The organism is Paractinoplanes toevensis (assembly GCF_018332695.1).
GTDB lineage: Bacteria > Actinomycetota > Actinomycetes > Mycobacteriales > Micromonosporaceae > Actinoplanes > Actinoplanes toevensis.
The window spans coordinates 1-14,086 of sequence record NZ_BOQN01000049.1 but is presented as its reverse complement, the minus strand read 5'-3'; the positions used below and the strand labels follow the sequence as shown (position 1 = coordinate 14,086).

At 74.7% G+C, this 14,086-nt stretch carries 10 protein-coding genes and 1 pseudogene; 3 read left to right on the top strand and 8 right to left on the bottom strand.

From position 1 onward, the window contains the following. Window positions 1-9 precede the first annotated feature (9 nt). Window positions 10-1,002, top strand: coding sequence for an ornithine cyclodeaminase family protein (locus tag Ato02nite_RS16885; protein ID WP_213007488.1), 993 nt, complete (start codon window positions 10-12; stop codon window positions 1,000-1,002). A gap of 2 nt (window positions 1,003-1,004) precedes the next feature. Here Ato02nite_RS16885 and helR read toward each other — a convergent pair whose 3' ends face one another. Together helR and Ato02nite_RS16875 are read right to left on the bottom strand one after the other, a co-directional pair. Beyond that, the gene (helR, locus tag Ato02nite_RS16880) at window positions 1,005-3,104 is read right to left on the bottom strand and encodes an RNA polymerase recycling motor ATPase HelR (RefSeq protein WP_213007704.1); all 2,100 of its coding nucleotides are present in this window, start codon (window positions 3,102-3,104) and stop codon (window positions 1,005-1,007) included. Window positions 3,105-3,107: 3 nt separating this feature from the next. Next, window positions 3,108-3,581, bottom strand: coding sequence for a hypothetical protein (locus tag Ato02nite_RS16875; RefSeq protein ID WP_213007487.1), 474 nt, complete (start codon window positions 3,579-3,581; stop codon window positions 3,108-3,110). 87 nt (window positions 3,582-3,668) lie between these two features. Here Ato02nite_RS16875 and Ato02nite_RS16870 point away from each other — a divergent pair, with 87 nt between their 5' ends. Continuing rightward, window positions 3,669-6,518, top strand: a complete 2,850-nt coding sequence (locus Ato02nite_RS16870) for an AAA family ATPase (RefSeq protein ID WP_213007486.1) — start codon at window positions 3,669-3,671, stop codon at window positions 6,516-6,518. On the opposite strand, the gene Ato02nite_RS16865 is transcribed toward Ato02nite_RS16870, so the two are convergent. Together Ato02nite_RS16865 and Ato02nite_RS16860 are read right to left on the bottom strand one after the other, a co-directional pair. After that, window positions 6,427-6,747 (bottom strand): hypothetical protein, encoded by a 321-nt coding sequence (locus tag Ato02nite_RS16865; protein WP_213007485.1) that lies wholly within the window; start codon window positions 6,745-6,747, stop codon window positions 6,427-6,429. The two genes, Ato02nite_RS16870 and Ato02nite_RS16865, sit on opposite strands and share 92 nt — an antisense overlap. A 67-nt stretch (window positions 6,748-6,814) precedes the next feature. After that, complete coding sequence (locus tag Ato02nite_RS16860; RefSeq protein WP_213007484.1) at window positions 6,815-7,468, bottom strand: AfsR/SARP family transcriptional regulator; 654 nt, start codon at window positions 7,466-7,468, stop codon at window positions 6,815-6,817. Between the two features lie 178 nt (window positions 7,469-7,646). Between Ato02nite_RS16860 and Ato02nite_RS16855 the strand changes: the two genes are divergently transcribed. Continuing rightward, the gene (locus tag Ato02nite_RS16855) at window positions 7,647-8,381 is read left to right on the top strand and encodes an AfsR/SARP family transcriptional regulator (RefSeq protein WP_213007483.1); all 735 of its coding nucleotides are present in this window, start codon (window positions 7,647-7,649) and stop codon (window positions 8,379-8,381) included. A gap of 7 nt (window positions 8,382-8,388) precedes the next feature. On the opposite strand, the gene Ato02nite_RS16850 is transcribed toward Ato02nite_RS16855, so the two are convergent. The 4 genes and pseudogenes from Ato02nite_RS16850 to Ato02nite_RS16835 form a co-directional block, all read right to left on the bottom strand. Further along, window positions 8,389-9,858 carry a hypothetical protein gene (locus Ato02nite_RS16850; RefSeq protein WP_213007482.1) on the bottom strand — a complete coding sequence of 490 codons (1,470 nt, stop codon included), beginning with the start codon at window positions 9,856-9,858 and terminating at the stop codon, window positions 8,389-8,391. Continuing rightward, window positions 9,858-11,099, bottom strand: a complete 1,242-nt coding sequence (locus Ato02nite_RS16845; RefSeq protein ID WP_213007481.1) for a hypothetical protein — start codon at window positions 11,097-11,099, stop codon at window positions 9,858-9,860. The genes Ato02nite_RS16850 and Ato02nite_RS16845 overlap by 1 nt, the downstream gene beginning before the upstream one ends. Further along, the gene (locus Ato02nite_RS16840; RefSeq protein WP_213007480.1) at window positions 11,096-13,048 is read right to left on the bottom strand and encodes an ATP-binding protein; all 1,953 of its coding nucleotides are present in this window, start codon (window positions 13,046-13,048) and stop codon (window positions 11,096-11,098) included. The genes Ato02nite_RS16845 and Ato02nite_RS16840 overlap by 4 nt, the downstream gene beginning before the upstream one ends. Continuing rightward, window positions 13,041-14,086 (bottom strand): annotated as a pseudogene (locus Ato02nite_RS16835) (hypothetical protein); the annotation flags it as partial. The gene Ato02nite_RS16840 and the pseudogene Ato02nite_RS16835, both read right to left, overlap by 8 nt.

Sequence of the window (14,086 nt, the reverse complement as noted above, 5' to 3'; positions counted from 1 at the left end):
GACCCGCACATGACCCTCGTCCTCACCCATTCCGACGTCGCCCGCCTGATGCGCGACGACCCCGGCCACGCCCAGGTCCGGGCGGCCGTCGAACGGGCCCACGCCGACCTCGCCCTCGGCCGCGCCGTGGTGCCCGCTCCCCCGGCGATGGCCCTCGACGGCGCCGCGCTGATCCCGATGGCCGCCGCCGACAGCGCCAGCGGCCGCGCCGCCGTGAAACTGCTCGCCGACATCCCCGGGAACGCCCTCCGCGGCCTGCCCGTGCAACGCTCGGCCATCCTGATCACCTCGGCCGTGACCGGCGAATGCCAGGCCCTGATCGACGGACGGCTGATCACCGCGGTCCGCACCGCCGCGGTCAGCGCGGTCGCCACCGCCCACCTGTCCCGCCCCGACGCGACCGTCCTCGGCCTGGTCGGCGCGGGCAACCTCGCGGTCGAGCACACCCGCGCGATCGCCGCCGTCCGCGACATCGACACCGTGGTCGTCTGGTCCCGCTCGGCCGACCGGATCGCGAGTTACCGGTCGGCCGTCGCCGACCTCGGCCTCGCGGTCAAAACGGCCGCCACGGTCGAGGACGTGGTGCGCTCGGCCGACGTGCTGTGCACCCAGACCCCGGCCCGCGAACCCCTGGTCCGGGGCGCGTGGTTCGGTGCCGGCCTGCACGTCAACGCGGTCGGCGCACCCCCGCGGGCCGACCACCGGGAGGTCGACGGCGAAGGCCTGCGCCGCTCCCGGGTGGTGGTCGACTCGCTGCCCACCGCCCTGGCGAAGTCCGGCGAGGTCGTCATGGCCCTGGCCGAGGGGGCGGTCACCGAGGCCGACGTACGCACCGAACTGGGCGCGGTGATCGCCGGCCTGGCCCCCGGCCGGGTCGCCACCACCGACATCACCCTGTTCAACTCGGTGGGCCTGGGCCTGCAGGACCTGGTCACCGCCGACCTGCTGCTGCGCCGGGCCCGGGCGGAGGGCATCGGCACCACCATCGACCTGTCCGCCTAGCTTTAGGCCTTGGAGTCCTGCAAAATCACCATTTGCTGGGTCGCGCGGGTCATCGCGACGTACCGGTCGACCGCACCCTCGATGCCCCCGCCCCAGCTCGCCGGGTCGATCAGGACGACCAGGTCGAACTCCAGGCCCTTCGCCAGCTCCGGGGTCAGCCGGCGGATGCGGTCCGTCTCCTCGACGGCGGCGTCCCCGATGACGCAGGCGACGCCCTCGGCGTGGGTGTCCCGCCAGTCGGCCAGGATCGTGCCCAACTCGGCGACCGAGCCGTGCCGGACCGGGATGCCGCTGCTGCGGATGGACGTCGGCACGTTGGCGTCCGGCAGCACCGCCCGGATGACCGGCTCGGCCTCGGCCATCACCTCGGCCGGCGTCCGGTAGTTGATGGTCAGCGAGGACAGGCTGATCCGCTCCAGCCCGACCCGCTCGAGCCGCTCCCGCCACGACTCGGTGAACCCGTGCCGAGCCTGCGCGCGGTCGCCCACGATGGTGAAGCTCCGGGACGGGCAGCGCAGCAGCAGCATCTGCCACTCCGCGTCGGTGAGCTCCTGTGCCTCGTCCACCACGACGTGCGCGAACGGCCCGGCGAGCCGGTCGGCGTCGGCGCTCGGCAGGACGGCCTCGTCGACCAGGACGTCCCGCAGGTCCGGCTGCACCAGCATCTTCATCAGGCCCTCGCCGTCGTCGTGCACCGCCGACGCGATCAGATCGTCGAGGACCTGGGACATGCCCCGGCGCTGAGCCGCGGTGGCGGCATCCCGGCGCTGCTGGAGCCGGGCCGCCTCCGGATCACCGAGGCGCTGCCGGGCGGCGTCCAGCAGCGGCAGGTCCGACATGGTCCATGCCTTGGCGTCCGCCCGCTGCAGCGTCCGCACCTCGTCGAGGGTGAGCCAGGGCGCGCACCGGCGCAGGTAGGCGGGCACCGTCCACAGGTCCGCGACGAGATCATCCGGCTCCAGCAGGGGCCACGCGCGGTTGAACGCCGTACGCAGATCCGGGTGGTGCCCGCCGATCGCGGCCAACTCCTCCCACACCTGCTCGCGGGCCTCGTTGTGCGGCACGCCCAGGCCGGCCGAGTCGAACGCCTCGGCCCAGTCCGCGGCGGCGACCCCGGCGGTGGCCTTGGCCGGCGGCTCCTCGTAGAACTTCACCGCCGCCTCGATCGCCTTGACCATGCCGGCCGACGACTTCAGCCGGGCCACCTCGGGATCCTTCTCCGGCCGGGCCGCCGCGCCCTCGGTCACGAGGTCCCGCAGGGTGCAGGTCTGCACGTCCTCCTCGCCGAGGCTGGGCAGGACGTCGGCGATGTAGTTCAGGTACGGCTGGTGCGGGCCGACCACCAGCACGCCGCCGTGGCGCTGGCCGAGGCGCGGGTCGGAATAGAGCAGATAGGCGGTGCGGTGCAGGGCGACGACGGTCTTGCCGGTGCCCGGTCCGCCGTCGACCACAAGGGCGCCGCCGGAACTCGCCCGGATGATGGCGTCCTGGTCGGCCTGGATCGTGCCGAGCACATCGCGCATCCGGGCCGAGCGGTTGCTGCCCAGGCTGGCGATGAACGCGGACTGGTCGTCGAGCGCGGCGTTGCCCTCGAGGCCCTCCGGGGTGAACACCTCGTCCCAGTAGTCGGTGATCCGCCCCTGGCTCCACCGGTAACGACGGCGGCTGACCAGACCCATCGGGTTGGCGTGGGTGGCGCCGAAGAACGGCTCGGCCGCCGGTGACCGCCAGTCCACCAGCAGCCGGCGCCCGGCGTCGTCGGTAAGCCCGAGCCGGCCCACGTAGACCGGCTCGCCCTCGCCCACCATGCGCCCGAGACAGAGATCCAGGCTGAACCGGCGCAGGGTCCGCAGGCGGCCCTCCAGCCGGCGCACCTCCTGATCACGATCCACGGCCTGCCGGCCCTTGCCGGCCGGAGCCTTGCGGACTGTCTCGAGTCGCTCCCCCAACTCGGCCATGGTCCGCTCCAGGCTCGCCGCCATCGCCGCGAAGTGCTGCTCGTCCGCGGCGATCAGCGCCGGGTCCGCCTTGGCCGGATGTGCCCGAAGATCAAAAACACTGGCAGTAACCGGACTCACGTCATCAGCTCCCGTTTTGGGCAGATTTCAGGCATGACCCGACGATTCTCCGTCACCACCCGGGTCTTGCCGCAAGCCCCCCCGTGCGATATACGTTAAGAGTGGCGGGGGAACCCGCGCCCACTCCAGGAGCCCGATGTCGGCGCCATGCGCCCGCAGGTGCTCGACGATCGGTTCGATCCGGTCGGGCCGCTCCCGCGCCAGCTCACTCGCCAGCCGCAGCTCGAGCGCCACCGCCGGCACGACGTGCCGGCCCACGGCCAGCTCGACGTAGTGCTCCCAGGCCCCACGCATCTCCGGCGTCGCCGGCGCCTCGACCGTGCTCAGGCCCACCTCGATCTCGCCGACGTCGAGATGGGCGAAATATTGCCGCGCGGCGGGCAGCCACCCGGGTGGTTCGGCCCCGCCGAGCGCCTCGACGAACCGGTCGACGTCGGACCGTGTTCCAGCGGCCTGTGACAGGAATTCGCCGTTCGACTCCTTTGTGGATGATCGACGCAACGCCCGCAGGTAAGAAATACGACACCTCCGGGGGCGGTGGTGGCGCATGCTGAGCCGAGCGACGTCGAGTCAGCCGGAGGTGACGGCATGACAATCCCGGTCGAAGTGTCGTCAACCAACCACATCGTCGGGCGCGAGATGGTGCTCGGCCACTTCGACACCTTCCTGGAGGCGGCGCGGGCCGGCCACGGCGGGGGCGTCGTGCTGTTCGGCGAGTCCGGGATCGGCAAGACCACCGTGTTGCGTTCGGTGACCGGCCGGGCCATCGGCATGACCGTGCTCGCCGCCACCGGACTGAAGTCCGAGGCCACCCTCGCCTTCGCCACCCTCGGCGATCTGCTCCGGCCGCTGCTGCCCCACCTCGACGAGCTGCCCTCGCCGCAGGCCGCCGCGCTGCGTACCGCGCTCGCCCTGGAGGACGGCACCGCGGCACTCGGCCGGTACGCGGTCTGCCTCGGCGTCCTGACGCTGCTGAGCGTGGCCGCCGAGACCCGGCCGGTCCTGGTCGTGGTGGACGATGCGCAGTGGATGGACACCGAGTCGGCGGGCGCCCTGATGTTCGCGGCCCGGCGGCTGGAGAACGACGCCGTACTCGTGATCCTCGCGCACCGCGACGAACCCGGCCGGGAGTTCGATCCGGCCGGCCTCACCGCGTTCCACCTCGCCGGCCTCGACCGGGCGGCGACCGGCACCCTGCTCGCGTCGTTCAGCACCGAGCCGGTCGCGCCGGCCGTCGCCGACCGGCTGCACGCGGTCACCGGCGGGAACCCCCTCGCCGTACGCGAGATCGGCCGCCGGTTGAGCACCGCCGAGCTTGCGGCCCGGCTGGCGATGCCGGACCCGCTCCCGATCGGCGGCGAGGTGCGCCGGATGTTCGCCGCACGTCTCGACTCGCTGCCCGCGCCGACCCGGCTGGCCCTGCTCGTCCTGGCACTCAGCTCCTCGGCCGCGGCCGGCCGGCTGACCGGGCCGCTGCACGCCCTCGGGCTGGACAGCTCCACCCTGGAACCGGCCCGGACGGCCGGGCTGATCACCGCCGACAGCAGCCAGGTCTGCTTCGCGCATCCGCTGATCCGGTCGGTGGTCCAGGCCGACACCACGGCGATCGCCCGGCAGGACGCGTACGCCGCCCTGTCCGCGACGACGACCGGTGACGAGGCGCTGCTCTACCGGGCCGCCGGGGCGACCGGGCCGGACGACGCGCTCGCCGCCGAGTTGGAGGCCGCCGCCGACCGCACCCGCGACCGGCTCGGGTTCGCCGGCGCCACCCGCATGCTGCACCGCGCGGCCACCCTCACCACCGGCCCCGAGCACCGGGCCCGCCGCCTGCTCGCCGCGGCCGGCGCGGCGCTCATCGCCGGCCGCGCCGACGAGGCGGCCGCCTGGCTCGAGACGGCCCGGGAGCTCACCGGCGACCCGGCACTCATCGCCGAGGTCGAGCTCACCCGGGGCCGGGCGCTCACCATGCGCGGCACCCCGGCGATCGCCCGGGAGGTGCTGGTGGGCGCGGCCGACGCGGTGGCCGGCCACGATGCCCGGGGCGCCGCCTGGCTGCTGTCCGAGGCGGTGCTGCCGGCGTGCACGGAGGGTCGCATCGACGACGCGGTGGCTCTCGGCGACCGCGCGGTGGCGATCGCCGATCGGGTGGGCGCGGCCGCGGAGCGGGGTCAGAGCAGGCTCGTGCTCGCGCAGGCGCACGCGCTGAGCGGGCGGACGCACACCGCCCTGCGCACGATCACCGAGCTGCGCCCTTACCTCGACCGGCTGGACCCGGTCGCCGACGGCATGGTGCTGAGCATGCTGGGCGCGGCGCAGAGCTGGCTGGAACGGCCGGCCGACGCCCGGCAGACCCTGGATCGGGTGGTGAACGCGTGCCGGCGGGCCGGCGCCCTCGGCCCGCTCGCGATCGCCCTCAGCCACCGCTGCGAGACGGCGCGGCAGGCCGGCGAATGGGCGCGGGCCCGGGCCGACGGCGAGGAGTCGCTGCGCCTGGCCGGCGAGACCTGGCAACCGCTGACGCTCGGGTTCGTCCAGGTGCTGCTGGCCCGCCTGGACGCGGCCCAGGGCCGGGCCGAGACGGCCGAGTGGCGGCTGGCCGAGTCCCGGCAGATGTCCGGTCCGCTCGGCACCAGCGGCCTGGTGTTCTGGGAGCGGGGGGTGCTGGGCCTGCTGCATCTGGCGGGCGGACGGCCGGAGGAGGCGATCGACTCTCTGGAACCGGTGCGCGAGTTCGCCGAGCGGCACGGTCTCGGCAACCCCTGCGTGGTCCCCTGGGAGCCGGATCTGGTCGAGGCCTACTGGCGGGCCGGGCGGCCGGATCACGCGGCCGAGCGGCTGGCGTCGTTCGGCCGGCGGGCGGCCGCGACCGGCCTGTCCGGCGCCGCGGCGGCGGTGCAACGCTGCCACGGTCTGCTCGTCACCGACGCCGCGGCGGCCGAGCGGCACTTCCGGAACGCGATGGCCCTGCATGAACGATGTCATCGCCCGTTCGAGCAGGCGCGGACCGCGCTGTGCCACGGTGAGGTGATGCGCCGGCACCGGCGGATCGCCGGTTCCCGGGAGCCGCTGGCGGAGGCGCTGCACACGTTCCGGCGGCTGGGCGCCGAGCCGTTCGCCGAACGGGCCGCCGCCGAACTCGCCGCCGCCGGGGGCCGCGCGGGCCGGCCGGCCGGTGACGCGGCGGCGATCCAGCAGTTGTCGCCGCAGGAGTTGCAGGTAGCCATGGCCGCCGTGCGGGGACACAGCAATCCGGCGATCGCCGGGCTGCTGTTCCTGTCGCGCAAGACGGTCGAGGCGCATCTGTCGCGGGTGTACCGCAAGCTGGGGATCAGCTCGCGGACCCAACTCACGGCGAGTCTGGCGACTGTTGATGTGGCCGAACCACCGGCGCCGGATCGGGCAGATATCGGGCCAGAGCCGGGATCGCGTACGCCTTGAGCACCGCGGCCCGGACCGCGACGGCATAGGCGGGTTCGGCGTCGAGCCGGGCCCGCAGAGCGGGTGCGATGTCGGCCGGCCATGCCTCGTCCGGCACGACCGGGCGGATCAGCGTCACCAGGCGCTCCAGCGCCCGGCGGCCGTCGTCACCCGGGTCCGGTTCCTCCCGCCGGAACGCGCGGGCGACCAGCATGGCGGCCACGCGGACGAGGAACGCCGGATCGGTCATGGCCCGCTGAAATGCGGGGAGAGCGGTGACATGACGGGACGATAGGGCCACCGCCGTCACGCAACGGTCACGCCACCGGCTGCATCGGACGGAACAGGTCGGTCAGCTGATCGGTCGGCGCGACCCCCAGCTGCTCCCGGAACAGCACGCGGACCAACCCGAGATGCCGGCGCGCGGCGGCCAGATTTCCGTCGGTCAGCAGGGCTCGGATCACCAGGCGGTGCGCGGACTCCCGGAGCGGGTCCGCAGCCGCCGCGGCCAGCGCCCGGTCGAGCGCGACGGCCGGTTGCCCGGAGTCGATCGCCGTGGCCGCGGCCGCCTCGAGCATTCGCAGATAGCGGTGGCGCAGGCGTTCGCGTTCCATCACGACCCAGTCGTCGTACCAGCCGGGCAGCAGGTTCGGCCAGGCCGGACCGGCGAACTCGGCCAGCCGGGTCACGTCGATCCGGGCCACCGGGCTCACCTCGAGGGTGCCCGGGGTGCCGACGAGCAGGCCCGGTGCGAGCCGGCGCAACCGCCACACGGCGGTGCGCAGGCTGGCCATCGAGCGGTCGTCGCAGGTGCCGGGCCACAGTGTTCCGGCGATCGCGGTGCGCGGCGTGGGCCCGCGCAACGCGAGGAATGCGAGGAGTCTCTGCAACGACTCCGCCACGGTCGTCCGTCCGGCCGGCAGCACCAGCGCGAAGCCGCCGATCAACCGGATCTCAGCACCTGTCGTCATGACATCCGACGGTAGGCGCGAGGTGGACCGGGGCGCTTCGGGTAGCTCCCTACAGTCGTCACCGGAGCGTCAACGCGGCACGCGCGGCGGTTGACGAATCGTTGACGCCACCCGCTCTAGCGTCCGTCCCGGGATGCGGAGCGCGGAGGGCGGAGCGATGCGGGACTGGGTACGAGCGATGCTGGGGGACCGACTCGACGCCGGGACCGTCGTGGTGCACCTGCTGGGTGGGCCGTTCGTGTCGATCGACGCGCGGCGGATCGACGTTCCGGAGGGCAGCAAACGGCTGCTCGCGTTCGTCGCGCTGAACGACGGTCAGGTGTCCCGGCGGCACGCGGCCGGCACCCTGTGGCCGGACGTCGTCGACCTGCGGGCCGCCGGCAACCTCCGCTCGTCGCTGTGGCGGCTCAACCGCACCTGCGCCGAGCTGATCGAGGCGGACAAGGCCACGCTGACGCTGCGCGACGGCGTTCTGGTCGACGCCGACCTGGTGAGCGCCTGGGCCGACCGCCTCGAAGCCGGCACCGCGACCGCGGCCGACCTGGCCGTGCATCCGAGCGGCACGGCCGCGCTCGACCTGCTCCCCGGCTGGTACGACGACTGGGTCCTGGGCGAGCGGGACCGGCTCCGGCAACGTCTGCTGCACGCGCTCGAGGTGATGAGCGGTCGGCTCGCGGCGGACCGCCCCGGCGAGGCGGTGAGTGCGGCACTGGTCGCGGTGGCGGCCGAGCCGCTGCGGGAGAGTGCCCAGCGCGCGCTGATCGAGGCGCACATCGCGCACGGGAACTGGGGCGAGGCGGCCCACCAGTTCGCGGCGTACCGGCGGCTGCTGGCCGACGAACTCGGCGTCGAGCCGCACCCGGCCCTGACCGGCCTGCTGCGGCCGGTCCTGGGCGGCCGGCGCAGCGCCTGACCGGGCATCACGGTTTCTCCGCGATGAGCCGGATCGCCGGGCGGGACAGGCCGGCGATCCGCACCCCGGGCAACCGGTCGGCGGTGGCGGCGACACCCCCGAAGCAGGACAGCACCGCGGCCGCCCGCCGGCCGGCCAGCGGCAGGTCGTCCTCGTCGGCCACGGCGACGAGCATGGTCATCCGGTTGGCCCCGGCCAGCTTCGCGGCGATCTCGTGGTACGCCTCGATGCCGGGCACGGCCGAACCTTCGAGCGTGGCGATCAGCTGGTCCGGCGGCGCCGCGTTGACCTTCGCGTCGGCGATCGTGCTGTCGTAGTCCACCGGCTTGGGAGCGACCGCGAACAGGTCGATCTCATCGGGTGCCGGGGCCGGGGCGGGTTCCGCCTCGACGGCCTCGCGCCGGGCGAACACGGCCCACGGCGCCGCCGGGACGATCGTGACCGAACCGTCCGCGGCCGGCGCCGACCAGGCGCCCGGCACCAGCACATCGACGGCCGGCGGTGGGCCGGGGTTGCGCAACGAGATCCGGTCCAGGTGCCGGGCCCCCTCGACCCGCGCCCGGGCGGTCCCCTCGGCACAGGCGAACACCCGGACCTCCGGGCCGCCGCCGAACGGCGCCCGCAACGCCGTCGGCTGCACCGGCCCGTCCAGCAACGGCAGGAACCCGGCCGGCGGCAGCTCGACGAAACCCAGCGAGGACAGCGTCACCGCGTCGGCCTCGGACCGGAACAGCTCGCCGCCGGCGGCCAGCAGCTCGGCCAGCTGGGCCTGGAACTGCCGCAGGCCGGCGTCGGCGGCCGCGGCCGGGCGCAGGCCCAGCGACCACTGCCGCCGCTGCTCCGGCAGCGGCTCGGTGCGATCCCGCCGGACCGACCAGACATCGACGATCCAGGCCCCGCCGGCCCGCAACAGCAGACCTAGCGGCACGCCGTCCGAAGTGGACGGTGGCGGCGGCGGACTCCACGAGTCCGGCAGCCCCTGGGCCGGACGCTCGGCGGCGAACCGGGCGGCCGCCAACTCCGAGCGCAGATCTCCGGCCGGGACCCCGGCCGGAACGGTCACCGTGCTCACCCGTACCGCCAGTCGTTCGATCTTCGTGGAACTGCGCCGTCCGCCTTCCGCCGAGGCCTGACCGGGCAGTCGGGTGTAGGTCAGCTCGTCCGGATCGCCGTCCACCTCCTCGTGCGTCGCCTGGATCAGCCAGGCCGCGTTGCCGGCCGCGGGCGCCGCCGGCAGGTCCGTGGTGACCGCCTGGGTGGATACCACCAGGCGGCCCTCGCCGGTGACGGCGAAGCCCGGGGCAACGGCGATCTTCGTGCCGTCCACCGTGACATCCAGGCCGAACACCGCCCCGGGGCCGCCGGCTCGGGCACTGTCCGCGGAGAGCGCCCGGACGTAGTCCTGGAGCAGATCGAGATGGCGGGCCCGGAAGAACAGCCCGTCGAACGGGAGCAGGCGAACCAGGGTGCCGGTCATCACTGGGGTCCTCTCATCTGCCAGACGGCGTCACGGCCGTCGTCACCGGTGGCGGGCGGACCGTCGTCGACCCCGGCGAGCGGGCTGCCGTCGGTGCCGAGCACGGGAGTGGAACCGGTGCCCCGGACCCGCCAGCGGACCAGTTCGTAGCGGGGCGGCCGGGTCAGCCGTACGGTGATCGTCCGGTCCTCGTACCGCACGTCGCTGACATCGCCGACCACCCAGTGACCCTCGTCCGACGCCGACGACACGGCCACCGCCGGCCGGGTCAGCGAGCCGGGCCGCAGATCCGCGGTGACCTCGACGGACATCGTCCGGTCGTCCGTCCACTCGGCCGAGCCGCGGACCAGCCGGGGCCCGCCCGCATCGACCGGATCGCCGGCCGTCCGGTCCGGGAAGGACGGGCCAAGACCACAGAGCAGTTCCTGGAGTACGCCGGTGGGCAGCAGACTGCGCCGGACGCTCAGATCCGGCGCGCCGAGCAGCGGGGTGCCGCCCGTTCCCGAGGTGACCACGATCCGGGCCAGCACCAGACCGGTGTTCTCGGCCACCGGGAACGCGTCCGCGTCGGTCCAGCCCTCCGCCGGCCCGAGCGACCCGACGGCACGACCGGCGAAGCCCTGGAACGCGGTCAGCAGGGCCCGCGGCCGCTCCCCCGGCGCCAGTTTCGCGATGCGCCGCGCCTCGCCGGCCGCCTCCGCGTCGCCCGCGTCGCCCGGCCGCGGCCAGGCCAGCCCCAGCAGCACCCGCAGCCGCCGGTACGGATCCGGTTCCGGCCGGGCCGCCTCGACCAGGTCGACGGTGACCGTCTCGGCGTACCGCGAGGCCGACGACCCGGCCGGATCGAGCGGGTCGAGCACCGAGCCGCCCGGCTGGGGCACCGGGTCGGTGAACCGGTAGCCGGCGGTCGCCACCACGTTCAGCTTCAGCTTCGAGTTCCAGCGCAGCTTCCGGTTGCCCCGGGCCAGCCAGTCGGCCACGTCCACGCACTGCGTGGTGCGCAGCGGCAACTCCCGGCCCATGCCGTCGACCGCCAGCCCCGGCCGCACCCGCACCTCGTGCTCGGCGGTCGTCACCTCGTAGCCCCGGATCACCCCCGGGCCGTGCAGCCACGCCTGATGCAGGAGGTGTTTCGCCCGGGGATGGCCGAGCATGCCACGGAAGTCGTCGACGCCCAGCAGCATCCCGAACGTGATGCGCGGCAGGCTGAACGGTGTCGACGGCAGGGATTCGAGCGTCATCGGCGTACCCCTTCGGAAGTCGCCGCCGGATCGCCCGGATAGGGGCGGACGGCCTTGGTGTATTCGCGGCGCATCGCGCGGCTCAGATGCCGCAGGGTGATCGAGGTGCCCTCGCCCGCCGCGAGGAACGCCGCGCCGATCGCCGCATTGCGGATCCAGGCCCCGGGCACCGGGTAGATCGCGGCCAGCGCCGCCAGGTCGACGTCGTCGTCCAGCGGCGCGGTCCCGGGCAGGTGCAGCCGCCACAGCTCGCGGCGCTCGGCGATCCCGGGCAGGCCGAACTCGACGACGTGGTCCATCCGGCGGATGAAGGCCGCGTCGATGTTCTGCCGGACGTTGGTGGCCAGCACCACGAGCCCGCCGAACCGGTCCAGCCGCTGCAACAGGTAGGCGGTCTCCAGGTTGGCGTACCGGTCGTGCGCGTCGCTGACCTCGGTCCGCGCGCCGAACAGCGCGTCCGCCTCGTCCAGCAGCAGGACCGCCCGGGTCCGCTCGGCCACGTCGAACACCGCCGCCAGGTTCTTCTCGGTCTCGCCGATCCACTTCGACACCACCGCGGAGACGTCGACCACGATCAGGTCGGTCTCCGCCTCGGCCGCGATCACCTCGGCGGCCAGCGACTTGCCGGTGCCGGGCGGGCCGCTGAACAGCAGCCGTACGCCCCGGTCGGCGCCGGCCCCGGCCCGGAATCCCCAGTCCTCGATCACCGTGGACTGCAGCCGCAGCCGGTCGATCGCCGCGGTCAGCTGATCGGCCGCCGCGGCCGGCAGGACCAGCCCGGACCGGTCGCGCCCCGGGGTGGTGAGACGGACACCGGCCGGCAGTTCGGCACCGGCCCGCACCCGGATCGCGCTCGAGATGCCGGCCGGCCCGGACCGGACCGCCCCGCACCGCTGCGCGGCCCGAACGTCCGCGGCGACCTCGGCGACGATCGCCGGATCGAGCGGATGCCGGGCGGCCAGCTCCGCCGCCTGGTCGCGCAGTTCGGGCAGCGCCGCACGCCAGGCCCGCCGCCGGTCCTCGGCGAGAACCGGCCCGATGGGCACCGCCAGCACCGGCCCCGGCCCGACCGGGCGGACCCCGTGCCCGGCCGTCACGACCAGGACCGGACCGGGCACCCCGATCGGGGCGAGATCGCCGCCGTTCGCCAGGACCAGCACCGGCAGAGCACCGCGGACCGCCGCGTGCAGGGCCACCAGGCCGGCCGCGGCACCGTCGGTGGCATCCACCGCTCCGGCCACCGGCGGACGGCCGACGGCCTCGGCGAGCGCGGCGGCCCGGCTCAGGCCGATCCGCTCGTCGTCGCCGATGATCAGCACCCGCAGGTCGGCACCGGTCGACACCGCGCGCCGGGCCCCGCGCACGGCCGGCAGCTCGAGCCAGCCGCGCAGGCCGGGGAGCGCGGCGGCGTCCGGAGCCAGCCGACGGACGTGCGCCGGCCAGGCGTCGGCCCCGTGCACGGCGTCCCAGAAGGCCGGAGCCAGCAACAGGGAACGCTCGAACAGCGGGCCGTCGCCGGACAATCGCAACAGTCCACTTCGGACGGCTGCACCCTCGGTCAGCTCGTGCCGCACCGGGCCGCGGTCGCGATCTCGGGGATACACCAGCTGGGCGGCCAGGCCCGCCGTCGGCCACGGATCGCCGACCGGATGCAGACCGCGGAACGTGGCGGCCATCCCCTCGTGCTCCTCGGGCAGACCCGCGAGCAGCACCATGGCCCGCTCGGTGCCGGTCAGCCCCAGCCGGGCGGCGACGCTGTCCAACCGGGCCGCATCCACCGGCGGAGTGCCGGGCGCGGTCAGCGTGGTCGCGAACGAACGAAGAAAACCATCGGGTACGCCGTTGTGGGCGACCAGATCGGCGAGTGCCCGGACCAGGGTCGCGAGCCGGTCGCCGAGCGGCTCGGCCCGGTGGCCGTTGGCGGTGGTCAGCACCAGCGGGTCAGCCATCGTCGCCTCCCCGGTAGACGAACCGGACCACGCTGCCCAGCCAGGGCACCCAGCCGGGGTCGAGGTCGAGCCCGGCCCGGCGGACGTCGAGACGTACGTCGCCGAGCGGCAGGTGGATCTCGATCCAGCCGGGGTCGGCGACCACCACGCCGGGGCGGCGGGCCAGCTCGGCGACCACGGCGGCCGGGTCGGCGGCCGGATCGGCCGGCAGGAGGGCGGCGGTCGCGGTGATCCAGCGGGCGGCGATGCGGGCCAGGGCTCGGCGCTCCCGTACGGTCGCCGGCTCACCTACGGCCGACGGTGGCCGGTCGTGCGGGGTGAGGCCGCACAGCGCCAGCACGGCCGGGTCGGCCGGATCGGCCGGCACCAGACGGGTGGCCAGGGCATGCAGTACCCAGCGGACGCTGCGGCCGGTGAGGGTCGGCCGGATCGCGGCGGCCGGGAGACCGACGGCGGCCGCGGTGTTGAGCAGGAACGGCAGCCCACCCCAGGCGGTCGGGGCGCCGAGCCGGCCGTCCGGGAGCACCAGGACGGCGGCGGCGTTGCCTTCCGTCCCGCTGCGGGGAAGCACGGGTCGGGTCGGCTCCCGCTCTTCTTGGCCGACGACCGCCGTCGGTGCTTCCGCTCGCCCGGGCGCCGCGCGGCCCGGCTGCGGCGGGGTGGGCGCATCGCGCTCGGCTTCAGCGGTCGGGGTCCGCCTGTCGGTCGGCGGTGGTGCCGGAGCTAACTCGGCCTGCTCGTCGGGTGGCGGCCGGTTGTCCGGCGTCGGAGCTTCGGCCAGCGCGGAGGCGATGGCGGCCACTAGTTCGTCGCGTTCCGGGCGGCGGAGGACAACCGGGTCCGCTTCCAGTGCCACGATCGCCGCCCACGACGCGGCGGTCCACGGATCGGGGCTGACGCGGGACGTCGCCACGGCGGCCGCGAAACGGGACCGGCTCAGCAGGTCGGCAGCCCGCCGCGCGAGGTCCGCATAGGACCGCCCAGCGCGAGAACGTTCGTCACCCAAACGTTCGTCGTCCTTACGTTCGCCGCCCGAAC